The sequence below is a fragment of the Alkalihalobacillus sp. FSL W8-0930 genome (genome assembly GCA_037965595.1).
GTDB lineage: Bacteria > Bacillota > Bacilli > Bacillales > Bacillaceae_D > Alkalicoccobacillus.
Genome location: CP150183.1, coordinates 1,190,013 through 1,214,068 on the forward strand (window position 1 = coordinate 1,190,013; position 24,056 = coordinate 1,214,068).

The window sequence follows — 24,056 nt, forward strand, 5'->3', positions numbered from 1 at the left end:
CTACTTTTACATTTTGGACTGATTCCATCTTACTATATGCTGAAACGCCTGAATGTGTGCATAAAAAGGCAGATCTGTTTATTGATATATTTAAGGAGGGAAACATGTGAAAAAAGATGACTATCAAGGGTTCGCTGTGTCTCAGGAGAATTGGTCCCTCCACCGAAAAGGCTATCAGGATCAACGAAGACACCAGGAAAAGGTGCAGGAAGCCATTAAACGCAATCTGCCTGATCTAGTAAGTGAGGAAAGCATCGTGATGTCAAATGGCAAAGATGTGATTCGAATTCCGATTCGTTCATTAGATGAATATAAAATTCGTTATAACTATGATAAAAACAAACATGTGGGTCAAGGGCAAGGCGATTCAAAGGTTGGAGATGTTGTAGCAAGAGATCCAAATGCTCAAAAGCAACCAGGAGCCGGAAAAGGCCAAGGTGCAGGTGACAAGGCTGGTGAGGATTATTACGAGGCAGAAGTCTCCATAGCCGAGCTACAGGATCTTTTATTCTCTGAACTCGAACTACCTAACCTCCAGAAGAAGGAAGAAGACGAAATAATTATTGAAGACATTTCGTTTAATGATATCCGTAAAAAAGGACTAATGGGTAACGTCGATAAGCGCAGAACCATTTTATCAGCGATTAAACGAAATGCACTCAGTGGAAAACCAGGAATAAATCCGATCTCAAACGACGACCTCCGCTTTAAAACATGGACAGAAGTCACAAGACCAGAATCCAAAGCCGTTGTGATCGCAATGATGGATACGAGTGGGTCTATGGGGCGATTTGAAAAATACATGGCACGAAGCTTTTTCTTTTGGATGTCGAGATTTTTGCGTACTAAATACGAAACAGTAGATATTGAGTTTATTGCACATCATACCGAAGCGAAGCAAGTAACCGAAGAAGACTTTTTCTCAAAAGGAGAGAGTGGAGGAACGATTTGCTCCTCTGCCTACCGCAAAGCACTCGAAATCATTGATGCCAAATACGATCCAAGTCGTTATAACATTTACCCATTCCACTTTTCAGATGGAGACAATCTCACAAGCGACAATGCTCGATGCGTGAAGCTTGTGAATCAACTGATGGATGTATCTAGTATGTTCGGATATGGTGAGGTGAATCAATATTCTCGCCATTCGACACTCATGAGCGCCTACAAAAACATCGACGATCCACGCTTCAGACACTACATCTTAAAAGAACAAGGCGACGTGTATCATGCGATGAAAGAGTTTTTTAAGAAGGAATATGAAGAAGTGAACGTGTAGGAAAAAACCCGGCTAGGCCGGGTTTTTTGTGTTAGTTTCTTTGTCTTCTTTGCATGATCAAGTAAATATTGTAAACTACAAAACAAATGGTAAAAGTAATAGAAGAAACCCAGAGTAACATGAGCCAGAAAAGTTGATCTCCTATGAGCCAGACTAAGAACCAGACCAAATAAAGTCCAATTCCGAAAATAGACAATCTCTTAAAGAAAGACATACAGACCTCCTAGAAAATAGGTTGTGTGTAGTGTAACGTACATTTGATAAAAAAGTAGAAGGTGCAAGCATGTTCATACATAAACTAAAATCTTCCGTGGCTATAACCATCTTTTTAATGATTCTTTTATCACCACTCATCATCATAGACATGCTAGTCATTTATTTTCTCGGTGGTCCAATTATAAGCGTACCGCAGCTTTTTCTTTTGCTAATAATGTTTTATATTGTGAGTTTTGTTCTAAGTATCGTTGTTGATGGGTTTATGGGAGTGCTGGGAGATCTGTTTGATTTAAAGACTTCAAAATTAGTGTTATTTAGTTTGAATTATCTATTAAGTTTAGGGGTTTTAGCTGTTTTACAATCTTATTTTACTACGGTACATCTCTCGGTATCTCTTATGGTTTTAATTGTGAGTGTTCATGCTCTCGTAGAACATTTTGTTGAGAGATTACCTGAAAAAGAAGAGGCACAAGAAGAGATCGAACCAAGTATTGAGTATGAGATCAAGCACCTATTATATAAGACAACTATTGTAGAATGCATAGAGCAGGTAAGTGAGAATCATCCAGAGCTACCTAAGAAAACAGTCATTAAAGCAGTACGTACGATCTTTAGAGAAATGAAAAGGGGAGAGTAAAATGGATGATAACCGATTAGAACCTGATCCAATCACGAAGCAGTCTCGTTAAGAAATAAGCGATTAAAAAGATAAAAGGCAAGATAAAAAGATTTAACGGCGCTTCAAAGGTGAGTGGGATAAAAGAATTCCACAAATAATGAAAACTCGTTAGCAAAAAAAGCAAACAAAAGATATAGATTGCACTTTCAATCAGCCACTTCTTTACTTGTTTAAACAAACGGCCCACCCCTTCTCATGTCATTTCCTATTTTACTAGTTCTTTCTAAAAAAAGAATAAAGATTGTAGGGGTATGGCTTTTGTTTGTAGAAAGTATTAAGAAGGAGGTGCGTGACATGTCGAGAATTTTACCCTTTGGGCTAGGTTTAGCGGTTGTAATGCTTTCCGGTTGTGGTGGGGCAAGTCAAGGTAACGATCCATCGACTCTTGCGGCTAGTCCATCTAGAGACTCAGTAAGTGTAGATTCAGAGATTTCTTCCGCTCATTTTGCGACATCGGATGCGTTTTTTAAGGCAATCCTTCAAGAAGAGATGGATCAAAATGTGATGATCTCTCCATACAGTTTGCAGGTGCTTTTGTACATGTTAGCGAATGGACTTGGCGGGTCAGATCGAGAGGAGCTTCTTGAGGCACTACATGTTCATGAAACCGATCTAGAAACACTTAATCAATCTGTAAAACAAACCATTCAATCCTTTGATGACCTGCCTTTTTCTGATGTGAAAACCGCTAATTCAATTTGGCATAGAGATCATTTAGCCGTAGAGGATGAATTCAAAGAAATGATAGGCACCTATTATAACGGAGAAGCTCACGAACTAAAAGAAACAAACCCAGCTAAGGAATTAAACGATTGGGTTCACGAGAAAACAAATGGTTTGATTAAAAAGCTTGTAGATAAGGTACCACCTAATGTCGTTGCATACCTTGTAAATGCCGTGTACCTGGATGCAGATTGGGAGAAACCGTTTGAAAAGAATCTAACGAGTCCAGGTTCATTTTATTTGTTAGACTGCGAAGAAATCGAACATCCAATGATGAAGCAAACAGAGACTTTTGAGTACCTAGAGGGACCTTCGTTTGAAGCGGTTAAGCTGCCTTATCAAGATGAGGGCTTATCTATGGTTGTAGTGTTGCCGGATACGGACGCATATGAGGAAGTAGCATTAAATTTGGATTTTTCCATGTTTCTAGATGGAGATTGGAGCCATTCAGATACGGACCTTCAATTGCCGAATTTTACATTTAAAAGGGAGTATGATCTAGAAGATATCCTAACAGAGATGGGTATGAAAATGTTATTTAATCAAGGCTTAGACACCTCACCGCTATTTGGTGAAGGATCCTCTCACGAAATTGATGAAGTTATTCAAAAAACGTACATTAACGTAGATGAAGAAGGAACAGAAGCAGCGGCTGTTACAAGTGCTGCATTAATTGAATCAGCTACACTCGTTGAAAAGCGTTTTATTGTTGATCGGCCGTTTTTATTCTCGATTATGGACGAAGAAACAGAGACGATTCTGTTTATGGGTTCCGTGGTTCGACCTGTGATTGAGCCATGAAACTGAGAATTGCGAGGATTCTATTTGGAAGTGGTCTTCTATTATCTGCAATTGGTTTTGCGTTTTGTCATATGCTTGCGAGTCCTACACCACCTTATTCGTCTATGGGGAATGTCGCGATCTTTTTCGTTGGTATGCTTGTGCCCATTACAGGTGTGATTGTTTATGGATGGGTGAAACTTTTCGGGAGTACCTTTTTGCGTACATGGCGAAAATGGTTGCTTATTCTCTTACCACTTCATATAGTAGGGGCTATCATGTGGCAAGTTCATTTGCTAGATGACTACCGAAAAATGCTAGGTGATGATCTCGAGGATTTTTTTGGCTATAGAGATGATCAATATATCCTTGATATAACACAAGGATTTGCAGATCAGTTGAATAATCAATTCTTTAATGTAAACACATGGCTGGCGTACATCTCTATGACACTGTGGTTAGCATTGATGCTGGTTTCTTTAACCAAGAGAAAAACAACCCATGAAGTTACATAAACAATTTACATAAATGTAATGATCATTGTATATAATTTAAAATTGAGTGTTAAAGCAAGTGATAATAGGGTTGCCACTATAAATTCTTTTAGGAAGCTTTTTTTTAGAGAAAGAAAAGGAATGATTCATACATGCTTACAGAGTACATTATGGCTTTTGTCGAATTCTTAAAAGGGTTTTCCTATTTTGGTATTATGCTAGCGCTTTGTTTTGAATTTGTTCCTGCAGAAGTAGTGTTGCCTTTGGCAGGCTTCTGGGTGTATGAAGGAGATTTTAACTACTACCTTGTAGTGATAGCGGGAGCAGTAGGAGGAACGATTGGTCCGTTAACCCTTTATTATCTCGGGAAATGGGGTGGGCGCCCAATGGTTATAAAATATGGGAAGTACTTTCTCGTTTCAGAAAAACAAATAAATGCGTCTGACCGTTTTTTTGAAAAATACGGTGCAGGAGTCGCCTTTTTTGGTCGATTTTTGCCTGTTGTTCGTACAGCAATATCTGTTCCCTGTGGGATCAGTGAAATGAATGTAATAAAGTTTTGTGTGTATACATTTATCGCCATCCTACCTATCACTGCACTATATGTGTATATAGGTTTTACGTTGGGTGAGAACTGGGAACTGGCAGGTCCAATCTTCAAGCAATATACGATGCCTATTGTCTACGTGATTATATCTGGACTAGCCATCTATAGTATCTACAGAATTATAAAGAATAGAAGAATGAAAAAAGACAACATCTGAGATGAAGATGTTGTCTTTTTTTGATCTCATTTAGAAAAACCCTTGTGCGTCCTCACTATAGCTAACGAGTAGGTTCTTCGTTTGTTGATAGTGTTCAAGCATCATCTTGTGATTCTCACGGCCAATACCAGATTGCTTGTATCCGCCGAAGGCTGCATGTGCCGGATAGACATGGTAGCAGTTTGTCCAGACTCGTCCAGCTTGAATTTCTCTACCAAACTTATAGGCAGTGTTAATGTTACGAGACCAAATCCCGGCACCAAGTCCATAAAGTGTATCGTTTGCAATGGCTAGCGCTTCGTCTTCATCACTAAAGGTGGTGACGGATAAAACAGGGCCAAAGATCTCTTCTTGGAAAATTCTCATCTCATTATTGCCCTTAAAAATAGTTGGTTCAACGTAGAAGCCTTTTTCCATACCGTCAACTTGGCGTGTACCGCCCCCGATAAGACATTCGGCTCCTTCATTTTTCCCGATTTCAAGATAGGATGTTATTTTCTCGAGTTGCTCTTGAGAAGCTTGAGCCCCAATCATTGTGTTTGGGTCGAGTGGATTTCCGGAAGTGATTTCCTTCACTCGCTTAAGAGCTCTTTCTATAAATTGATCATATATGGATTCATGTATGAGTGTTCGTGATGGGCATGTACATACTTCCCCTTGATTTAGTGCAAACATAACAAATCCTTCGATTGCTTTATCAAGGTAAGCATCATCTTGATCCATGACATCTTTAAAGAAGATGTTTGGAGATTTACCACCAAGCTCTAAGGTGACTGGAATGAGGTTTTCTGATGCATATTGCATAATGAGACGTCCTGTAGTGGTTTCTCCAGTAAAAGCAATCTTAGCAATTCGCTTGTTAGAAGCGAGAGGTTTGCCTGCTTCTTCTCCAAAACCGTTTACAACGTTAACCACCCCGGCAGGAAGTAGATCTTCAATTAATTCCATTAACACTAAGATGGAAGCTGGGGTTTGTTCCGCTGGTTTTAAGACGACGCAGTTTCCAGCAGCAAGCGCCGGTGCGAGCTTCCAAACAGCCATAAGAATAGGGAAATTCCATGGAATAATTTGACCAACTACACCAAGAGGCTCATGAAAATGATAGGCGACCGTCTGCTCATCAATTTGGCTGAGAGACCCTTCTTGCGCACGAATGACCCCGGCAAAATATCGGAAATGATCAACTGCTAGAGGAATATCTGCATTTAACGTTTCTCGTACCGCTTTCCCGTTGTCCCACGTTTCAGCAACGGCCAGTTTTTCAAGATTTTCTTCAATTCGGTCGGCGATCTTATTTAAGATAATCGCACGTTCAGTTGGAGTGGTTTTCCCCCAGCTTGACTTCGCTTCATGTGCGGCATCGAGTGCGAGCTCAATGTCTTCAGAAGTAGACCTTGCGATTTTGCAGAAGACTTCACCGTTCACCGGAGAGACATTGTCAAAATAGCGACCATTCGCAGGGGCTGTCCACTTTCCGCCAATAAAATTGTCGTACTGTTCCTTAAATGTAACCACAGAGTCGGTCGTTCCAGGCTGTTTGTAAACCATAAGAAATCCCTCCAACGTCATTTATTTGAACCACCTCCATTGTATACCCTTTTAGAGAATTGTGTAAGCGCTTTATTTTGTTTAAGTAGGATTAATTTTTTGTAAAGAGATTTGGTGGGGGCGGTGGAATCGCCGTAGAGAAGACGGAATCGACGAAGATGGGACGGAATCGACGAAGAGGGGACGGAATCGACGAAGAGAGGACGGAATCGGCGAAGAGAGCGAAGAATCGACGAAGAGAGGATGGAATCGACGAAGAGAGAACGGAATCGGCGAAGAGAGCGAAGAATCGACGAAGAGAGGACGGAATCGACGAAGAGACGAAAGAATCGACGAAGAGAGCAAAGAATCGACGAAGAGAGGGCGGAATCAACAAAGAGAGCGAGAAATCAACGAAGAGAATGCGGAATCAACAAAGAGAGCGAAGAATCAACAAACAGAAGGCGGAATCAACGAAGAGCGAAGTACCAATAAAAAGAGCAGAGAATGATTTAAAGTTCACCATTTAAAAGATAGATTCAAATATAAATCGTAACAATTACGCTTTACATTCAGATAAACCGGGTGTATAATTCGTAATTGTTACGATTTGAGTTCGTGAGAGGGGGAATGCTTATGTCAACAATACCTGTTACTGTGTTGAGTGGTTATTTAGGTGCTGGGAAGACAACGTTGATGAACCATGTGTTATCGAATAGAGAGGGACTTCGGGTTGCAGTGATTGTAAATGACATGAGTGAGATCAATGTGGACGCTGATTTGATTGAACAGGGTGGCTTTAACCGTACGGAAGAGAAGCTGGTTGAGATGTCAAATGGCTGCATTTGCTGCACGTTAAGAGAGGATTTGTTAATTGAGGTTGAGCGATTAGCGAAGCAGGGAAACATTGATCATATTTTAATTGAGTCAACTGGAATTTCAGAGCCGGTGCCTGTTGCACAAACGTTCTCTTATATTGATGAGGAGACGGGCATTAACCTTGGGGAGTATTGCCATCTAGATACGATGGTGACTGTTGTGGATGCAAATCGGTTTTGGCACGATTTTCATTCGGGCGAGTCCTTGCTTGATCGCAAACAAGCGATAAGTGAAGCTGATGATCGAGATATTGTTGATTTACTTATCGATCAAATTGAGTTCTGTGATGTCCTTATTCTTAACAAAACAGACATGCTTGAGAAGAAGCAATTGAACCTCTTAAAAGGAGTACTAAAAAAGCTTCAACCCGAAGCCCGTTTGATAGAGACGAATTACGGTGTGGTTGATCCGAAACAGATTTTAAACACAGGTCTGTTTTCCTTTGAATCTGCGAGCACTGAGGTTGGTTGGATCAAGGAGCTTGAGGCAGAAGAGCATACACCTGAAACAGAGGAGTATGGAATTGGTTCGTTTGTGTATAAGCGTCGACGCCCATTTCATTCTGAACGATTTGAAGCATGGTCTGATTATTTTCCTAAAGAAGTAATTCGTGCAAAAGGAACGGTGTGGTGCGCGACTCGGAATGATCTTGCACTTATGCTTTCACAAGCTGGCCCGCAAGCAACACTTGAGCCTGTTGCCTACTGGGTGGCTTCCTTACCTAAGGCTGAACAGGTCTACTATAAACAGATGAATCCAGATACTCTTTCTGATTGGGACGACATATGGGGAGACCGGAAAACAGAGGTTGTCTTTATTGGGATTGAGCTAGATAAAGAACAGATCACTAACGAATTGGATGCTTGTCTTTTAACAGATGAAGAAATGAAGCAGGATTGGAGTCAATTTGTTGATCCCTATCCGTGGCACGTATCAAGAGCTGAACAAACCACTTAAAATTGGAGGAAATAACATGGCTAAAAAGTCTAAAATCGCAAAAGAACGGAAAAGACAGGAGCTTGTCGCAAAATATGCAGAGCTTCGTAAAGAGTTAAAGGCAAAAGGTGATTATGCGGCATTAAGAAAGCTACCACGTGATTCGGCGCCGACAAGATTAACAACTCGCTGCGAAGTAACAGGGCGCCCGCGTGGAGTGATTCGCAAGTTTAAATTATCGCGAATCAAGTTCCGTGAAATGGCTCATCAAGGTCAAATTCCTGGCGTGAAAAAAGCGAGCTGGTAGAAGAGGGTTATCCTTCTTCTATTTTTTTTATGTTTAACGTAGACTTTAATGTGGGTACCCAATAACTAGAGTTAAATTATTGGAGGCCAGTAACGATGAATATAAACGAACAATTAACAAATGGAATCCCGAAGCAGAAACAAGAGAAACAGCCAGGTAATGAGCATGAGATGAATCCACTTCCGATCTATGAATATGAAGACTATCAGGGATCAGGTAAGTTAAAGGATAAAGTCGCTCTTATTACTGGAGGGGACTCAGGTATTGGACGTGCTGTTGCGGTTGGTTATGCGAAGGAAGGTGCTCATGTAGCCATCGTATACTTAGATGAACATGAGGACGCGGAAGCAACAAAGCAACGAGTCGAGCAAGAAGGAGTTAAGTGCATTACCATTTCTGGGGATGTAGCAGACGAAACATTCTGTATTGAATCTGTACAACGTACGGTTAATGAGCTAGGTGGTTTAGATATTCTTGTAAATAACGCAGCTGAGCAACATCCTGTGAATAGCTTAAAGGAGCTTTCTGCTGAGCAGCTTCAACGCACATTTGCAACAAACTTCTATTCATATGTGTATTTTACAAAAGCAGCACTTGATTATCTAAAACCAGGAAGCTCGATTATTAATACGTCTTCTATTAACCCGTACCGTGGAAATCCACAGTTAATTGATTACACGAGTACAAAAGGGGCGATTAACGCGTTTACCCGTTCCATGTCGCAATCACTAGTAAAAGAGAACATTCGTGTAAATGGCGTAGCACCAGGTCCCATTTGGACACCGCTCATTCCAGCATCCTTTGAGGAAGATGTGGTAGCTGAATTTGGTCAAAGCAATCCAATGGGTCGTCCGGGGCAACCGGTTGAGCATGTTGGTGCGTATGTTCTTCTTGCTTCTCACGAGTCTTCGTATATGACTGGACAAACCATTCATATCAATGGTGGAGATTTTGTCAATACGTAAACTTTCTTGTATATAGAAAAACAGGATGCATCTTGCATCCTGTTTTTTTATTCTTATTTCTTAAGCTTTGGTAGCTGCAAATACGTGCCAGCACGCCAGAGCCATTCAAGTGGACCCATTCTAAAGTAAGTTAACCAAACCTTACTTAAAATAAGCTGAAGCACAAAGACGGCTATAGCAATAAGCGCACCTACAAATACACCCACAGAGTTAAATAATCCAAATCCATAATTATAGAAAATAGTCGTCATAATAAGTGATTGGAATAAATAATTGGTAAAAGCCATACGACCTGCGTAAGAGAGAGGCTGAAGTACCTTTCTTCCTCTATCGGTTGTAGCAGCTAATACAAAAGCAGAGATAAAGAACATGGTAAGGAAAGGACCACCTATAAAGGTTTGGAGAGCATCAAGTTGATTGCTATCTTTGTTAAACGCAACAGGCGTCTTTGCTAACAATCCAACCCCAAGGCCGATCCACATCATGATTTTCCATTTCCCCTTGTGATTATGTGGATCTGATATCCAGCCTTTTCTCATCACATAAGATCCGAGCAGGAATAACCCTAGCACCGCAAATATCGAATTAATAGTCATGAAAATGTTTCCGAAGACGCCAAACCCAAATGGATCTGCCGTTTGCCTGAATTCAACCGTATCGCCGTACGTACCTTCAGATAAAACAGATATTTCATCTTTATTAAACTGATATGTTGGGTCTGTTTCTTGTGACATTCCTTGTTCTGCAAATTCATAAAAAGATTCAGGTACTGCAGCACATGAGCCCATAAGTCCGACGAGGATCAAACCTGTAATGACAAGCCCTCTTGCAGGCATCATCAAAAAGAAAAATAAGAGAACAGAGGTCAAAGCATATGCAAATAGAATATCCCCATTCCAAAGATAAATTCCATGCAAATAACCGACGATTCCTAAGATAAGTGTGCGACGCCAGAAGACTGCATTAAAGCTTTGACCCCTATCAAGAAATCGTTGCTTCTGTAATGCCATACCATATCCAAATAAAAATGAGAATAATGGATAAAAGCTCGCTTGAACGAAGATTAAAATGGCGCTCTCAGCAAAACGATCTATGCCTCCATTAGAATATTGGTTAAAAAGACTAGTTTCATAAAATAACCCGTATTGAAAATGAAAACTATTAGCCAAAATAATCCCAAGTAAAGCAAACCCTCGTAGCATATCGAGCGTGATGATCCGATCCCCTTCCAAGGTCGGGTTGGAACGTTGGTTCATTTTTTCAACTCCTTTTTTCTATGTATAAATAAAGTGCTCACGGTTTCGATCTTCACTTTGGCATGATAAAGTAGAAGGTAGAAACCACCAAATACAAGTTTACACCAAAATCATCCAAATGTGTGATGATGTTCTACAAGATAAAGAGTTTGAATATTTCATGAAAGAGGATGATTAGGATGACAAACCAAGTGATTCAAACAATGGGCGCTCACCGCTCGATTCGAAAATTTACAAGTCAAGATGTAAGCACGGAACAAGTAGAGATGCTTACAGATACAGCCAGATGGGCACCAAGCTCGCACCATGTTCAAGCGTACAGTATGATTGTTATTCGCAATCAAGAGAAAAAAGACACACTAAAAACATTAACTGGAGGACAGCAATGGGTTGCAGATTGTCCTGTTTTTCTAGTGATATGTGCGGACTATCATCGTATTGGGGAAGCGACTAAGCGTCATGATCAGTCTCTAGAAATTGGAGGAGCAGAGCAATTACTTGTTGGTGCAGTCGATGCAGCGCTTGTTGCTCAAAATCTTTTAACAGCAGCAGAATCAATTGGGTTAGGTGGAGTCATGATTGGTGGCATTCGTAACAATCCAGTTGAAGTTGCCTCCTTATTAAAGCTACCAAAAGCCACGTTCCCAGTTATGGGTCTATGCTTAGGATATCCGGACCAAGAGATCGAGCAGAAACCTAGATTACCAAAACAAGCATCTGTATTTAATGAACAGTATGAAGAGGAAGTCGTTGATCAGGCTTTAACGGATTACAATGAAACGATGCATACGTACTATGGCTCAAGAGGGACAAATACCAAACAACAGACGTGGTCTGAACAAATGGCAAACTATATGGGGAAGCCGAATCGTCCTCACATGAATGGATTTTTAAAGAAACAAGGTTTTTTAACAGACTTATAAAAAAAAGCGAAATTTAAGGGGATAGGGGAATCTGTACATACGATGAAAAGTGATGCACTTAAACGTTTACCAGATCAATTTTTTGCTGAGTTAGTAAGAAAGACAATGGAAGTGAAACAAAATCATGATGATGTGATTAATCTGGGACAAGGGAATCCGGACCAACCGACGCCCACTCACATTGTTGAGAAATTGAAGGAAGCCGCATCAAATCCTCTTTATCACAAGTATGCGCCATTTTCAGGATTTCCTTTCTTGAAGGAAGCAGTCGCTAATTATTACATGCGTGAATGCAATGTTGAAATCGATCCTGAGACAGAGGTGGCGATTTTGTCCGGGACAAAAACAGGACTTGTTGAAGTGAGTCAATGCCTGTTGAATCCGGGAGATTCAGCACTTGTCCCAGATCCAGGTTACCCAGATTATTGGTCAGGCATCGCGCTCGCTGGAGCAGAAATGGTAGGAATGCCGCTCTTGCCTGAAAACAACTTTTTGCCTGACTTCACGGAAATCCCGGAGGAAGTCTTAACGAATGCAAAGCTTATGTTTTTAAACTATCCAAACAACCCGACTGGTGCTATAGCAAACGGTGAATTTTTTGAAGAAGTAGTGAAGCTTGGACGGGAATATGGCACGCACATTGTTCATGATTATGCGTATGGCGCCATTGGCTTTGATGGCGAACGTCCACTAAGCTTTCTTGAAACACCTGGAGCAAAAGATGTTGGAATTGAGATGATGACTCTCTCTAAAACGTACAATATGGCAGGTTGGAGAGTTGGATTTGCAGTCGGAAACAAAGAGATCATTAAAGCGATTAACTTAATTCAAGATCATTACTATTGCAGTTTGTTTGGAGGCATCCAGGAAGCCGCAGCTCATGCACTAACGGCGGATCAGACATGCGTCAGTGAGTTAGTCAAAACGTATGAGTCAAGGCGTAATGTGTTAGTGGAGGAAGCGTCTCGCATTGGATGGAAGGGGCAGGCACCCGCTGGTTCATTTTTTGCATGGTTTCCTGTTCCAGAGGGCTATTCGTCTGAAGCCTTCGCTGATCTTCTTTTATATGAAGCAAGGGTTGTTGTGGCACCTGGAAATGGGTTTGGTGAACATGGGGAAGGCTTTGTTAGGCTCGGCTTGTTATGTGGAGAGGATGAGCTTAGAGAAGCCATTCAACGGATTGAAAAGCTTAATGTTTTCTAAAATCGACTAAAGGGAGAGAGAATGATGACGTTACAAGATGTGCAGAATATTTTTTGTGTGGGGCGTAATTATGCAGAGCATGCCAAGGAGTTAGGGAATGAAGTACCAGATACACCACTCCTATTTACAAAACCATCCAATGCTCTTGCTACAGCAGATGGGCAGACATTAAGCTACCCAAGTGATCAAGGAGAAATTCATCACGAATTAGAAATTGTTCTAAAGATAGGGAAGACAACCGATTCATATTCAGTGAATGATCGAGTCATTGAAATGGCCTTAGGAATCGATCTGACGCTGCGCGACCTTCAATCAAAATTAAAGAAAAAGGGGCATCCGTGGGAGCGAGCAAAGGGATTCCGTAATTCGGCTATCCTGACGCCATTTTGGTCGTTTTCATCTGTTGAAGACATAGAGCACACGACCTTCACTCTTAAAAAAAATGGTGAAACGGTTCAGTACGGAAATAGCACGCAAATGCTGTTTAATTTTCAACAGCTAGTAGAAGAGTGTGAGCAGGCTTTTGGTTTATATGAGGGAGATATTATTTTCACGGGTACTCCAGAGGGCGTTGGTCCGATTTCAGAGGGCGATCATTTCACTCTATTCTGGGGCGAAGAGGAAAAAGGTAGCTTTACCGTAGCATTTAATAAGTAGGAGGTACCATATATGGTACAAACAAAGATTTTTGCCCATAGAGGGTTTTCGGGGAACTATCCTGAAAATACGATGTCTGCTTTTAAACAGGCTGTCAAAGCAGGCGCAGACGGGATTGAATTGGACATACAATTCACAAAGGATCATATTCCCGTTATTATTCATGATCGAACGGTGAATCGTATGACGAATGGAAAAGGATTTGTTTGTGAGTTTCCTCTTGCAGAGCTTCAGAAGCTTCAGATGAAAGAGGACCCATCTGAACGAATTCCTACCTTTGAAGAGTTTCTACAATGGGTCGAACCACATCCTGTTCTTTTAAATGTTGAACTGAAAACTGAACTAAAGGATCGGGGCAAAATTACAGAGCTTATGCTGCCTTTACTTACAAAATATGATGTGGAAGACAGGACCATTCTCTCTTCTTTTGATCATAAAGCACTGCAAGCGGCCAAACAAAAAAAGCCGCATATTGAGTCAGCGGCTCTGGTCCATCAAGCAATGGTGGACCCAGGTGAATATTTAGAGAAGCTTAGTGTAGAAGGGATTCATTTTAAGGCATCGACTTTGCTAATGGATGAAGCAACCGAGCTACAGGAGAAAGGCTATCGTCTCAGACCGTATACAGTTAACACAGCTGATCAGATGAACCAATTCTTTACGTGGGGCTGTGAGGGAATCTTTACTGATTACCCTGATCTTGCTTTAACTGTTCGCGGGAAGGTAGACCGTCTATAATTTCCAGATCTCTTTTGCATATTCGTAAATGGTTCGATCACTTGAAAAATAACCCGAGTGACTAATATTGATTAAGCATTTTTTCTGCCAGGTACGTGGGGTGAGGTATAGCTCCTGTACCTGGTTTTGTGCTTGAACATAGCTTCCAAAGTCTTTTAATAGGAAATACTCATCTCCATTTTCGACTAAAGAATAATAGATATCCTGAAACGCAACCTGATCCCCTTTAAGTGAACCATTTACTAATCGGTGCAGAACCTTCTGCAGCCTGCGATCCTGGTGGAATACCTCGCGAGGGTTGTATTGACCATTCTGTTCGTAAGCTAGAACCTCTTGGGCACGAAGCCCAAAATCAAAGAAATGATCTGTAGAAACTAAGTCGGTCATTTCTATATTTGCCCCGTCCATTGTGCCGATCGTTAATGCCCCGTTCATCATCATCTTCATATTTCCCGTACCAGACGCTTCTTTTGAAGCCGTTGAGATTTGTTCACTCAAATCAGCAGCAGGAATGATAAGCTCTGCCTGAGAAACGTTGTAATTCGGAAGAAACAGAACTTGAATTTTCCCTTTTGTTACAGGATCTTCGTTAATCTGACTTGCAACAGATGTAATTAAAGAGATGATTCGTTTTGCATAAAGATAACCAGGAGCTGCTTTTGCTCCAAAGATAAAGGTTCGTGGTACTTTGATGGCATCCGGCTTGTCATAACATAAATCCCAAAGGTACATGACATGTAATAAATTTAACAGCTGACGTTTATAGCCGTGAAGTCGTTTTATGTGTACATCATATAAGGAATGTTTCATAACCTGGTGTCCTGTTTTAGCAAAAATTTTGTCGGCTAGTCTTTGCTTATTGTGTTGTTTAATGGAGTGAAGTTCATCAAGAACCACATCATCATCCACATATTTGAGTAACTTCGTCAGTTCATCCGGTTTCTCTTTCCAAGAGTCTCCGATTAATTGGGTGATAAAAGCTGTTAATAAAGGGTTTGCATTTAAAAGCCATTGTCTGTGACTGATTCCGTTTGTTTTGTTTGTAAATCTCTCGGGTTGGCGAATCGAAAACGATTTTAACAGTTCATCTTTCAAAATCGTCGAATGGAGCTTTGCTACCCCATTAATGGTATGACTTCCTACAACAGCGAGTCTTGCCATATGGATAACATCATCTGTGATAATCGAAAGGTCACTGAGGCTTTCCCACTCAAAAAGCCCATGATATTCAACGTCTAAGCAATGTCTTCGATTGATTTCTTCAATAATTAAATAAATACGTGGTAGCTGCTCTTTCACTAAGAACACAGGCCATTTTTCTAATGCCTCATTCATCAGCGTATGATTCGTATAAGACACGGTTGATAACACGATGTTCCATGCTTCTTCCCATGAGAGATGGTGTTCATCCACTAGTAGTCTCATGAACTCTGGGATAATTAGTGTGGGGTGTGTATCATTTATTTGAATAGCAAGCTTTGTGGGAATCTCTTGTAAGGTGCCGCCACTTTGCAGAAAGTCCTGCAAGATGGATTGAATGCCAGCGGATACAAGAAAGTACTGCTGGCGTAATCTTAGAACTTTTCCATCGTAATGTGAGTCATCTGGATACAGAAATTCAGTAATTTCTTCAGCTTTCCGTTTAGTTAATGCGTGATCTTTAAACGATATCTCTGATGTGGCAGGGATAGATTCGGCTCGCCAAATGGTTAGATGATTGACTTGATCATTTTTGTAACCAAAAATAGGTATCTGATAAGGTACTGCTTTGATTTCTTCTGAATTGGTAAGCTGGAATGTGAGTCGGTTATTTAATTCGCTCATCTGAATGGATCCACCAAAACGAACACGTATTGTTTGATCAGCTTTCCGTTCTTCCCAGGCGTATCCAGAATCACCAACCCACTTGTCAGGTAGTTCAACTTGTTGCTGATGTTTAATTTTCTGCTTGAAAAGTCCATATTGGTATCGTAGTCCCATTCCGTGACCGGAGTAGCCGAGTGCAGCTAACGAATCTAGGAAGCATGCAGCAAGTCTTCCTAAACCACCGTTACCAAGGGCAGCATCCAACTCGCTTTGAAATACAACTATTGGATCATATTGAAATGTTTCTAAGACCTCCTTGCATGAATCAAGCAGGTCTAAGTTTAGAAGATTCGTTTCAATAAAACGACCAGGAAGAAATTCCATTGAAAAATAATATACTTGCTTCTTTTGAGGGAAATCGGATTCTCCCTCAGTTAAAGCAAATTCCTTGATCAAAGAAGCAATGGTATGAAGTACATGCTGGGACGTATGAGAATCTGCATTAACTAATTGCTTCGATAAGGCTTTCTTGAAACTGTTTTTGTTGATTGTCATCTTGATCAAACACTCCTTTTTGCTCACGAAGACCGTCATAAACACGTTGATACTCTAATGCTGATTTCCGCCATCCAAGTTCTGTTCGGGCGCATCCAGCTACTAGTTTGTTCCATTGTTGCTTATGGTGAAAGTGGGAGATAGCCCGTTGAATGGTCAAACGCAACTCACCAGGCGTCTGGTTATAGAATGTGAAGCCGTTACCCGTTCCTGTATGAGGCTGATAGGCTTGAATGGTATCTTTGAGCCCACCTGTTTCCCTGACAATCGGCACACACCCGTAACGTAAGGCGATCAGCTGACTTAATCCACATGGTTCAAATAAAGAAGGCATTAGAAGGAGATCGGAACCAGCGTAGATTCGACGTGCTTTTCCTTCGTCAAATCCTTGGAAGAAACAAAGCTTCGTTGGATAACGATGCTGCAAATCGTACAGTCCGTTTTCCAGCTCAGGTGTTCCATTTCCTAAAACAATGACTTGCATTCGTTCATGTGCAAGCATGTCATGTAAGGTTTCAATTAAAAGTTGAATACCTTTTTCAGGAACAAGTCTTGAAACAACGGCAAGCAGTGGAGTTGAAATAGAGAGTGACAGCCCAGCTTCTGCTTGTAAACTACGTTTGTTAATGTCTGATGCGCCAGACCGGTTCGTGTAAGGGGCGATTAGCTCCTTATCTGTTTGTGGATTATATTCTTCTAAATCAATTCCATTCACAATTCCGATCAGGTCATTCGCTCGTTCTTTAAGTAAACGATCCAGTTTATAGCCAAAAGCAGGTTCTTGAATTTCGAGAGAATAAGTAGGGCTCACAGTTGTAATTTTATCCGCTTCAGCGATCCCTGCTTTTAAGTAGTTGATTTGTCCATCCATTTCCAAAATCGAGAATGCCTGATCATCAAAATGAAGTAATTCTTTGAACACCGTAGCTGGGAACTGTCCTTGATAGGCAAGGTTGTGGATCGTAAATACCGTTTTTATTTGATCATTCCATTGCTTTGCTCGGATATAAGCGGGGAGTAAACCCGTTTGCCAATCATGACAATGCAGGACTTTCGGTTTTTGTTCTTGCGAGCCAATCCATTCTAAAACGGCATGGCAAAAAAACGCGTACCGTTCTCCATCATCATGACAACCGTACAAGAGTGGACGGTTAAAATAGTACTCATTTTCAAAGAATAAATAGCGGATTCCTTGATGCTCTAGCTCGAAGATGTGACACGCTTGCTCGCGCCAACGAACCCAAACAGAGAGAGTGGCGACCCAGTTTAATTTGTCCGCCCATTCACGCGCGAGCGATTGATGTTTTGGAAGAATCACAGTGACCGCTCCTCGAGGCATCAATAAGGCCTGCGGAAGTGAACCAATCACATCTGCTAACCCACCCGTTTTAAAAAAAGGTGTGCATTCTGTTGCAACGTGAACAATATCTATTTGATTTTCAGTCATACGGGAGTACTCCTTTTACTTAATATTCTTGAGCAGGTGGTTACTGATCATTGAGTCAGCTGATTTGGTTTTTGAAAGCCGATGCACAACAGAAGGCGTTATGAGCATGATCTCATTCTCTGAGACGAACGACATATGATCCGGGATATGAGTATTCTCAGCAACAATCACTCGATGCAAATAGACGTTCTTTCCAACGGATGCACCAGGTAGAATGACAGACTGATAGACTGCTACTCCTTCTGAAAGATAAGCAGTAGGAGAAATGACCGATTCAGCAATCCTGCGTTCCTTTGCTTCCTTTACTGATTGAATCGATATCGGAGCAAAGGCAGACGGAAGAGGTTTAGTAATCAATGGCCATTCTTGCTCGGTATGGAGAAATGGTGACTTTCCTTTAATTAGATCCATCTGCGTTTCCCAATAGGTTTGGATCGTACCTACGTCTCGCCAATATTGATCGTATGGAAACGCGAACAGCTTAGCCTGGTGCACAAGATTTGGGAGAATATCTTTGCCGAAATCATGACTTGACAAGGGATTCGTAGCGTCCTCTATTAGACATTCTTTTAAATAAGCCCAATTAAACAGATAAATGCCCATTGAGGCAGTCTGGCTTTTTGGATGCTCAGGCTTCTCTGCAAATTCGAGCACTCGATCAGTGTCATCTACACGCAAGATGCCAAAGCGACTTGCTTCTTCTTTTGGTACGGTTATTGTTGCAACTGTGACATCGGCATCTTTTTGTTGGTGAAATGTTAACAATTCTTCATAATTCATTTGGTAAATATGATCTCCAGAAAGAATAAGGACGTGGGTTGGAGCATGTTGTTCAAGATACTGCATATTTTTGCAGACGGCATCTGCTGTTCCCTCATATGTTGAATTGGTTGCTGGTAAACAATGAATAGAAAGTCCATGGGACTCACTATTCTCTAAGTGAGAATGGAGGGTTTCAGGCTTATACTGTGTTAACACACCTGCTTGTTTTATACCTGAATGGATGCAATTACTGATTGTGTAGTCAATAATACGATGATTGCCTCCAAAGGAGACGGCTGGTTTCGATTCATTTCTAGTTAAGGCACCTAGTCTTGTGCCTGCACCCCCTGCTAAAATCATAGCGACACAATTCACCATAGAGTTCACGTAATTCCCCCTTTTTTTCTCACGCACATTCATGTAGAAGTGATTATGTATTGATACGTATGTACATGTAAGCGTTTTCTATTCCTCGATATCTCAGCTTTCTAAAAAAACAACTTTGTTCATGCGTTAAATCCTTTAGATTTCACTTACAACAGTCGATAAATAGATAACAAAGCATTGTCAGTCTTGGATACTAAAATGTTAAAAATAAACAATGAAACACTAGGGGGAACTATGGACGCTAGATATGTAAATGCGATTGTAAGAGCAACAAAAGGAATATTAACCACACATTTAGGAGCTGAAGTAACATCCCTCACGCCGAAGGTAGGAACAGGAAGCGTCACCAGTAGTGAGATTTCTGTCATACTCGGTGTAAAGGGGCAGTTAGCAGGCCAGATCATATGCAGCTTTAAAAAAGACACAGCCTTACAGATTGTAGGTAAGATGATGGGAGGCATGTCTATTACGGAACTCGATGAAATGAGCTGGAGTGCTGTAAAGGAGTTTGGGAACTGGATTGCCGGCACAACAGCAACAGAGTTATCAAACGAAGACTGCATTATCGATGTAACGCCGCCAGTAACAAATGAAGGCTCATCAATCTTTCATTCTTCCGAAAAGTATTTAACGTTATCATTAGAAACAACAGTCGGTCCAATCGACATTCATATCTCGTTTCAAGTTGTTGAGGAACCCCTTAGCATTTGATGAGGAAAACGACATGTATAAACAAGGCAAATGATTCAGCAATGGGTCATTTGCCTTTCTTTCGTTATTTTTAGATTGATATCCCTCTTAACAATTAGGTGAAAATACTATTCAAAAGCGTCAAAAAAGGGTAAACTACCTATCGTAATCAGTGTGAGATCTGGAAGGAGTGAACGATTTGAAAGAAATTGATGTTTCAAAGTTTGAGAAGAAAATGATTATTCGAAACATCGAGGCGCGTGACTTCGATGATATTATAGCAATGTCGAAATTATGTTTTAAAAATATGGAGCCTTGGCGATATGACCAGCTTCGTAGCCATATAGAAATCTTTCCTGAAGGACAATTTTGCGTTGAATATGACGGTGAAATTATTGGGTCCTGTTCAAGCTTAATTATTAATTTTGATGAATACGACGACCAGCACACTTGGGATGAGATCACAGATGAAGGGTATATTACAAACCATGATTCGGAAGGGTACAATCTATATGGAATTGAAGTAATGGTTCATCCAAACTTCCGCAGAATGAAAATTGGTCGCAGATTATATGAAGCTCGTAAAGATTTAGCTCGTGAACTGAATCTAAAAAGCATTATTATCGGCGGACGTATTCCAAACTATTCAAAGCATGCGGCAGAATTGACGCCACGTCAGTATGTAGAAGAAGTGACCATGCACAATTTGTATGATCCGGTTCTGACCTTTCAGGTTGTAAATGGATTTACGTTAAAGCGAGTGAACTCCAATTATTTAGATGATGACAAAGCCTCCATGCGTTATGCGACGCTTATGGAGTGGAACAATATTGACTATAGACCAACGATTCCTAAACGCAAATTTAAGACATCATTCCCGGTTCGTATTACAACGATTCAGTATGAAATGAAGAAGATCGCATCCTTTGAGGATTTTGCTGTGCAATGTGAATATTATACGGATGTTGCAGCAGGATTTAATTCAGACTTTGCCATTTTCCCAGAGATCTTCACGTTGCAGCTTCTTTCCTTTTTACCAGAGAAAAGTCCGAGTCGAGCGATTCGTCGTTTAACGGAATTTACTGAGGATTATATTGAACTCTTCACAACACTTGCTGTTCGGTACAATATTAATATTGTGGGTGGCTCTCACTTTGTTGAAGAGGAAGGAAAAATATATAACATTTCGTATCTCTTTAGGCGTGATGGAACGATTGAAAAACAATACAAAATTCACGTTACACCAAATGAGCGTTTGTTCTGGGGTATTTCCGGAGGAGACGAAGTAAAGGTATTTGATACAGATTGTGGTAAAATTGCCATTCAGATCTGTTATGATATTGAATTCCCTGAGCTTGCACGAATTGCAGTGGACAAAGGGGCGAATATTATCTTCACTCCATTTTGTACAGATGATCGTCAAGGCTATCTGCGTGTGCGTTATTGTTCTCAAGCACGTGCCATTGAGAACCAGCTGTACACAGTAATCTCTGGTACAGTCGGAAATCTTCCTGATGTTGAAAACATGGACATTCAATATGCACAGTCTGGGATCTTTAGCCCGTCAGATTTCACGTTTGCACGTGATGGAATCGTCGGAGAATGTAACCCTAATATTGAAACGGTTGTTGTAGGAGATGTTGATCTTGAGATCCTACGTCGACACAGACGTTCAGGCAGTGTGAATCAGCTCCGCGACCGTCGCCATGATGTCTACCATATTTCTTATAAGCAGCCTTAATAAGGTAGAAAGAAGAACCGAAATGGTTCTTCTTTTTTTATGTTTGTGCCGGTTCATCTTAGGCGAAGCTGATAAGAAAAAGACTGGTAGGGATTTGTATGATCGAACGATTACAACCGAAAGTGTATGTATTATTAATCGGATTGGTGCTTCTTTTTGGCTCTCTCTTCTATGCGAGCATTGTGAATCCAATGTTCAAAATGGAAAAGGAAGAGCAGTGGAGCATACATGTTGTTCATGTTGCTGAAGGCTATCGACCTTTTAAAACAGAAGCCGTTCAGCTATTTCTACAAAATAGCCAAGGAGAACCTGCTGAGAGCGAACAAGTCAGAATAGAGCTTCAATCACAATCAGGTATCAATGAACGCCATTGGATGCATCACATAGAAGATGGTTTATATCAAGCAGAATGTTCTTTTAAAGAATCTGGAGAGTGGCAGGGAAGTGTAACCGTTTCAAATGGAAAAGATCAGGATGAATTCCCTTATACCATTTCTGTCCAGCCTAGAGCAGAAAAAATACAATTAGGTGAATATAGAAAATAGAATGAAAGACTTGTTTGATGTATACTACAAGAAAAGGAAACAAGGCTGAAACATCAACCTGTTGAATTCCGTATAGAACTGGCAATAGGGATGTAGGGGGGAGTGGACCCGGTGAGTAGAACGTTTTCAGGGGAGAATCGAACAAACCATATTGAAGAGCTTAAAGAAAAAGGGCTTGAAGTATTGGTGATTGGTGGGGGGATTACAGGCGCAGGGATTGCTCTTGATGCCAAAGTAAGAGGGTTCAATACAGGAATCATTGACCAACATGATTTTTCAGGGGGATCATCGAGTCGCTCAAATAAGTTAATCCAGGGTGGTTTAAGTGAGCTTAAACATCTGGATGTGAAGGCCTTTGCTGAGCTTGGAAGAGAGAGAGCGGTCATATTGGATAATGCTCCGCATCTTGTTTCTCCTATCAGTATGCTAATGCCAGTCTATAAAAAAGGAGCATTCGGTCGAATTCAAGCTTCATTAAGCTTGCGCATTTATGATCGTTGGGTTGAATTAAACAAAAAAGATAGAAGACATATGTTAAACAAGAAACAGATCCAAAAACAAGAGCCACTTTTAAGAACAGATAACTTAAAAGGAGGCGGCCTCTACACGGAGTATCAGTTAAATGATGCAAGGTTAACCATTGAAGTCTTAAAGGTTGCGACCTCAAGAGGGGTCGTTGCTGCTAATTACTTGAAGGCAGAGTCCTTCTTATATGAACAAGGCAAAGTGGTTGGGGTGATGGCAGTTGATCAGCTAACAGGTGAAGCGCACAAAATCTTTGCGAACTATATCGTGAATGCGGCTGGTTCTAATATGAATCACTTGAGAGAGCAAGATCGTTCGCTGGATGAGGAAGTTTCCAAAACAAATGATAAGCTCCATGTTGTGGTAGATCGAACATCATTACCCATTCAGCAAGGCATTTATTTTGAAAGTAAAGACGGTCAAATGCTTTATGCCATTCCATTTGGTGAAAAGATCTATGTCGGATCTGCTTATGTTGACCGTTCATCAAAAGACGGGTTACAGCAAGCCATCCAGATCCTATTGGATTCATTAAATCATACGTTTCAATCGACTCTGTTAACGCAAAAACACGTTGAGTCATTTTGGGTGGACTCAGAGCGTAGTATGACGAATCAAAAGATTAATAAAACAGAAGAGATTGTGATTTCCTCCTCAGGTCTTAGATCCGTGTATTGCCACCATGCAGCTGGTTATCGAGTGGTTGCAGAGCGAGTCATTGATTCCATAGAGAAGGAGCATAGTCGATCTTACGGAAGCCAAACAGATTCCATTACTTTATCAGGAGGACAAGTCGGTGGATTGGACCGGTTTGAGGACTTCCTGAAAACAAAGGCTGAAGAAGGTGAAGCGCTTGGGCTGACCTATGACGAAGCGTATGCACTATCGATCTTATATGGTTCTAATATTACAAATATATGGTCAAGAGTTCGGACGAGTAGAAGACGGGCGGCCGAATCTGGTTTACCTCCCATCTTATTTGCTCAATTAACGTATGCCATTGAAGAAGAAATGGTTGTATCACCATTGGACTTTTTAGTTCGTCGCACCCATGCTCTTTATTTTAATCGCCCTGTTATGGAGAAGTGGATGAATCCAATTTTCAGATATATGCAGGATCGCTTCCAATGGGATGAGCAAGAAAGTATGCATTGGCAAGACGAACTGGACAAAGAGTTAGCGAAACATAGCTTAACAGAATCAAAAAACTAACTATAGCCGTTATAGGTAAAAAGTAGTAAAATAGTAACGTTATAAACAGTGTGCAGATAT

Annotated in this window: 23 protein-coding genes; 17 read left to right on the forward strand and 6 right to left on the reverse strand. The window is 40.9% G+C overall.

The annotated features are described in order from the left end of the window. Window positions 1-106 precede the first annotated feature (106 nt). Both yhbH and NSQ54_06320 read left to right on the forward strand, forming a co-directional pair. A complete protein-coding gene (gene yhbH / locus NSQ54_06315; GenBank protein ID WYP27700.1) occupies window positions 107-1,279 on the forward strand; it encodes a sporulation protein YhbH in 1,173 nt (390 codons plus the stop codon). 283 nt (window positions 1,280-1,562) lie between these two features. Next, window positions 1,563-2,132 carry a hypothetical protein gene (locus tag NSQ54_06320; protein WYP27701.1) on the forward strand — a complete coding sequence of 190 codons (570 nt, stop codon included), beginning with the start codon at window positions 1,563-1,565 and terminating at the stop codon, window positions 2,130-2,132. 16 nt (window positions 2,133-2,148) lie between these two features. Here NSQ54_06320 and NSQ54_06325 read toward each other — a convergent pair whose 3' ends face one another. Further along, window positions 2,149-2,352 carry a hypothetical protein gene (locus NSQ54_06325; GenBank protein WYP27702.1) on the reverse strand — a complete coding sequence of 68 codons (204 nt, stop codon included), beginning with the start codon at window positions 2,350-2,352 and terminating at the stop codon, window positions 2,149-2,151. Between the two features lie 116 nt (window positions 2,353-2,468). On the opposite strand from NSQ54_06325, the gene NSQ54_06330 reads away from it, so the two are divergent. The 3 genes from NSQ54_06330 (at window position 2,469) to NSQ54_06340 (ending at window position 4,935) form a co-directional block, all read left to right on the forward strand. Then, on the forward strand, window positions 2,469-3,698 hold the full coding sequence (locus NSQ54_06330) for a serpin family protein (GenBank protein ID WYP27703.1): 1,230 nt from the start codon (window positions 2,469-2,471) through the stop codon (window positions 3,696-3,698). Beyond that, window positions 3,695-4,192 (forward strand): hypothetical protein, encoded by a 498-nt coding sequence (locus NSQ54_06335; protein ID WYP27704.1) that lies wholly within the window; start codon window positions 3,695-3,697, stop codon window positions 4,190-4,192. The genes NSQ54_06330 and NSQ54_06335 overlap by 4 nt, the downstream gene beginning before the upstream one ends. A 131-nt stretch (window positions 4,193-4,323) precedes the next feature. After that, window positions 4,324-4,935 (forward strand): DedA family protein, encoded by a 612-nt coding sequence (locus tag NSQ54_06340; protein WYP27705.1) that lies wholly within the window; start codon window positions 4,324-4,326, stop codon window positions 4,933-4,935. Between the two features lie 30 nt (window positions 4,936-4,965). On the opposite strand, the gene NSQ54_06345 is transcribed toward NSQ54_06340, so the two are convergent. Next, window positions 4,966-6,483, reverse strand: a complete 1,518-nt coding sequence (locus NSQ54_06345; GenBank protein WYP27706.1) for an aldehyde dehydrogenase family protein — start codon at window positions 6,481-6,483, stop codon at window positions 4,966-4,968. A gap of 158 nt (window positions 6,484-6,641) precedes the next feature. Between NSQ54_06345 and NSQ54_06350 the strand changes: the two genes are divergently transcribed. From NSQ54_06350 to NSQ54_06365, 4 genes are all read left to right on the forward strand, one after another. Then, window positions 6,642-6,992, forward strand: a complete 351-nt coding sequence (locus NSQ54_06350) for a hypothetical protein (protein ID WYP27707.1) — start codon at window positions 6,642-6,644, stop codon at window positions 6,990-6,992. A gap of 106 nt (window positions 6,993-7,098) precedes the next feature. Continuing rightward, window positions 7,099-8,298: a GTP-binding protein gene (locus NSQ54_06355; protein ID WYP27708.1), complete on the forward strand. Its 1,200-nt coding sequence runs from the start codon at window positions 7,099-7,101 to the stop codon at window positions 8,296-8,298. 16 nt (window positions 8,299-8,314) lie between these two features. Next, on the forward strand, window positions 8,315-8,584 hold the full coding sequence (rpsN, locus tag NSQ54_06360) for a 30S ribosomal protein S14 (protein ID WYP27709.1): 270 nt from the start codon (window positions 8,315-8,317) through the stop codon (window positions 8,582-8,584). A gap of 95 nt (window positions 8,585-8,679) precedes the next feature. Further along, a complete protein-coding gene (locus NSQ54_06365; protein ID WYP27710.1) occupies window positions 8,680-9,549 on the forward strand; it encodes an SDR family oxidoreductase in 870 nt (289 codons plus the stop codon). 53 nt (window positions 9,550-9,602) lie between these two features. On the opposite strand, the gene NSQ54_06370 is transcribed toward NSQ54_06365, so the two are convergent. Beyond that, window positions 9,603-10,805, reverse strand: a complete 1,203-nt coding sequence (locus tag NSQ54_06370) for a DUF418 domain-containing protein (GenBank protein WYP27711.1) — start codon at window positions 10,803-10,805, stop codon at window positions 9,603-9,605. Between the two features lie 179 nt (window positions 10,806-10,984). Here NSQ54_06370 and nfsA point away from each other — a divergent pair, with 179 nt between their 5' ends. The 4 genes from nfsA to NSQ54_06390 are packed head-to-tail and all read left to right on the forward strand — an operon-like array spanning window position 10,985 to window position 14,326. Continuing rightward, the gene (gene nfsA, locus NSQ54_06375) at window positions 10,985-11,728 is read left to right on the forward strand and encodes an oxygen-insensitive NADPH nitroreductase (GenBank protein WYP27712.1); all 744 of its coding nucleotides are present in this window, start codon (window positions 10,985-10,987) and stop codon (window positions 11,726-11,728) included. 42 nt (window positions 11,729-11,770) lie between these two features. After that, on the forward strand, window positions 11,771-12,931 hold the full coding sequence (locus tag NSQ54_06380; protein ID WYP27713.1) for a pyridoxal phosphate-dependent aminotransferase: 1,161 nt from the start codon (window positions 11,771-11,773) through the stop codon (window positions 12,929-12,931). A gap of 24 nt (window positions 12,932-12,955) precedes the next feature. After that, on the forward strand, window positions 12,956-13,588 hold the full coding sequence (locus tag NSQ54_06385; GenBank protein WYP27714.1) for a fumarylacetoacetate hydrolase family protein: 633 nt from the start codon (window positions 12,956-12,958) through the stop codon (window positions 13,586-13,588). A gap of 12 nt (window positions 13,589-13,600) precedes the next feature. Beyond that, on the forward strand, window positions 13,601-14,326 hold the full coding sequence (locus tag NSQ54_06390; protein WYP27715.1) for a glycerophosphodiester phosphodiesterase family protein: 726 nt from the start codon (window positions 13,601-13,603) through the stop codon (window positions 14,324-14,326). Here the strand turns inward: NSQ54_06390 and NSQ54_06395 are convergent. The 3 genes from NSQ54_06395 to NSQ54_06405 are packed head-to-tail and all read right to left on the reverse strand — an operon-like array spanning window position 14,321 to window position 19,274. Beyond that, window positions 14,321-16,687 (reverse strand): glycogen/starch/alpha-glucan phosphorylase, encoded by a 2,367-nt coding sequence (locus tag NSQ54_06395; GenBank protein ID WYP27716.1) that lies wholly within the window; start codon window positions 16,685-16,687, stop codon window positions 14,321-14,323. The two genes, NSQ54_06390 and NSQ54_06395, sit on opposite strands and share 6 nt — an antisense overlap. Then, a complete protein-coding gene (locus tag NSQ54_06400) occupies window positions 16,635-18,134 on the reverse strand; it encodes a glycogen synthase (GenBank protein WYP27717.1) in 1,500 nt (499 codons plus the stop codon). The genes NSQ54_06395 and NSQ54_06400 overlap by 53 nt, the downstream gene beginning before the upstream one ends. A 15-nt stretch (window positions 18,135-18,149) precedes the next feature. Continuing rightward, a complete protein-coding gene (locus NSQ54_06405; GenBank protein WYP28509.1) occupies window positions 18,150-19,274 on the reverse strand; it encodes a sugar phosphate nucleotidyltransferase in 1,125 nt (374 codons plus the stop codon). A gap of 243 nt (window positions 19,275-19,517) precedes the next feature. Between NSQ54_06405 and NSQ54_06410 the strand changes: the two genes are divergently transcribed. The 4 genes from NSQ54_06410 to NSQ54_06425 all read left to right on the forward strand — a co-directional run bounded on the left by NSQ54_06410 (window position 19,518) and on the right by NSQ54_06425 (window position 23,996). Beyond that, complete coding sequence (locus NSQ54_06410; protein ID WYP27718.1) at window positions 19,518-19,994, forward strand: chemotaxis protein CheC; 477 nt, start codon at window positions 19,518-19,520, stop codon at window positions 19,992-19,994. A gap of 214 nt (window positions 19,995-20,208) precedes the next feature. Next, window positions 20,209-21,714 carry a bifunctional GNAT family N-acetyltransferase/carbon-nitrogen hydrolase family protein gene (locus NSQ54_06415; protein WYP28510.1) on the forward strand — a complete coding sequence of 502 codons (1,506 nt, stop codon included), beginning with the start codon at window positions 20,209-20,211 and terminating at the stop codon, window positions 21,712-21,714. Window positions 21,715-21,812: 98 nt separating this feature from the next. Continuing rightward, entirely contained in the window at window positions 21,813-22,259 is a 447-nt protein-coding gene (locus NSQ54_06420) for a hypothetical protein (GenBank protein WYP27719.1), read from the forward strand. A gap of 111 nt (window positions 22,260-22,370) precedes the next feature. Then, window positions 22,371-23,996: an FAD-dependent oxidoreductase gene (locus NSQ54_06425; protein ID WYP27720.1), complete on the forward strand. Its 1,626-nt coding sequence runs from the start codon at window positions 22,371-22,373 to the stop codon at window positions 23,994-23,996. Window positions 23,997-24,056: the final 60 nt, after the last annotated feature.

What these genes read in the sequence shown, in the direction of transcription:
- NSQ54_06390 (WYP27715.1), top strand. Translation starts at nt 13,601, where the DNA reads ATGGTACAAACAAAGATTTTTGCCCATAGAGGGTTTTCGGGGAACTAT.
- NSQ54_06415 (WYP28510.1), top strand. Translation starts at nt 20,209, where the DNA reads ATGATTATTCGAAACATCGAGGCGCGTGACTTCGATGATATTATAGCA.
- NSQ54_06370 (WYP27711.1), bottom strand. Translation starts at nt 10,805, where the DNA reads ATGAACCAACGTTCCAACCCGACCTTGGAAGGGGATCGGATCATCACG.
- NSQ54_06335 (WYP27704.1), top strand. Translation starts at nt 3,695, where the DNA reads ATGAAACTGAGAATTGCGAGGATTCTATTTGGAAGTGGTCTTCTATTA.
- rpsN (WYP27709.1), top strand. Translation starts at nt 8,315, where the DNA reads ATGGCTAAAAAGTCTAAAATCGCAAAAGAACGGAAAAGACAGGAGCTT.
- NSQ54_06405 (WYP28509.1), bottom strand. Translation starts at nt 19,274, where the DNA reads ATGGTGAATTGTGTCGCTATGATTTTAGCAGGGGGTGCAGGCACAAGA.
- NSQ54_06340 (WYP27705.1), top strand. Translation starts at nt 4,324, where the DNA reads ATGCTTACAGAGTACATTATGGCTTTTGTCGAATTCTTAAAAGGGTTT.
- nfsA (WYP27712.1), top strand. Translation starts at nt 10,985, where the DNA reads ATGACAAACCAAGTGATTCAAACAATGGGCGCTCACCGCTCGATTCGA.
- NSQ54_06410 (WYP27718.1), top strand. Translation starts at nt 19,518, where the DNA reads ATGGACGCTAGATATGTAAATGCGATTGTAAGAGCAACAAAAGGAATA.
- NSQ54_06395 (WYP27716.1), bottom strand. Translation starts at nt 16,687, where the DNA reads ATGACAATCAACAAAAACAGTTTCAAGAAAGCCTTATCGAAGCAATTA.
- NSQ54_06400 (WYP27717.1), bottom strand. Translation starts at nt 18,134, where the DNA reads ATGACTGAAAATCAAATAGATATTGTTCACGTTGCAACAGAATGCACA.
- NSQ54_06355 (WYP27708.1), top strand. Translation starts at nt 7,099, where the DNA reads ATGTCAACAATACCTGTTACTGTGTTGAGTGGTTATTTAGGTGCTGGG.
- NSQ54_06420 (WYP27719.1), top strand. Translation starts at nt 21,813, where the DNA reads ATGATCGAACGATTACAACCGAAAGTGTATGTATTATTAATCGGATTG.
- NSQ54_06380 (WYP27713.1), top strand. Translation starts at nt 11,771, where the DNA reads ATGAAAAGTGATGCACTTAAACGTTTACCAGATCAATTTTTTGCTGAG.
- NSQ54_06350 (WYP27707.1), top strand. Translation starts at nt 6,642, where the DNA reads ATGGGACGGAATCGACGAAGAGGGGACGGAATCGACGAAGAGAGGACG.
- NSQ54_06365 (WYP27710.1), top strand. Translation starts at nt 8,680, where the DNA reads ATGAATATAAACGAACAATTAACAAATGGAATCCCGAAGCAGAAACAA.
- NSQ54_06385 (WYP27714.1), top strand. Translation starts at nt 12,956, where the DNA reads ATGACGTTACAAGATGTGCAGAATATTTTTTGTGTGGGGCGTAATTAT.
- NSQ54_06320 (WYP27701.1), top strand. Translation starts at nt 1,563, where the DNA reads ATGTTCATACATAAACTAAAATCTTCCGTGGCTATAACCATCTTTTTA.
- NSQ54_06330 (WYP27703.1), top strand. Translation starts at nt 2,469, where the DNA reads ATGTCGAGAATTTTACCCTTTGGGCTAGGTTTAGCGGTTGTAATGCTT.
- NSQ54_06345 (WYP27706.1), bottom strand. Translation starts at nt 6,483, where the DNA reads ATGGTTTACAAACAGCCTGGAACGACCGACTCTGTGGTTACATTTAAG.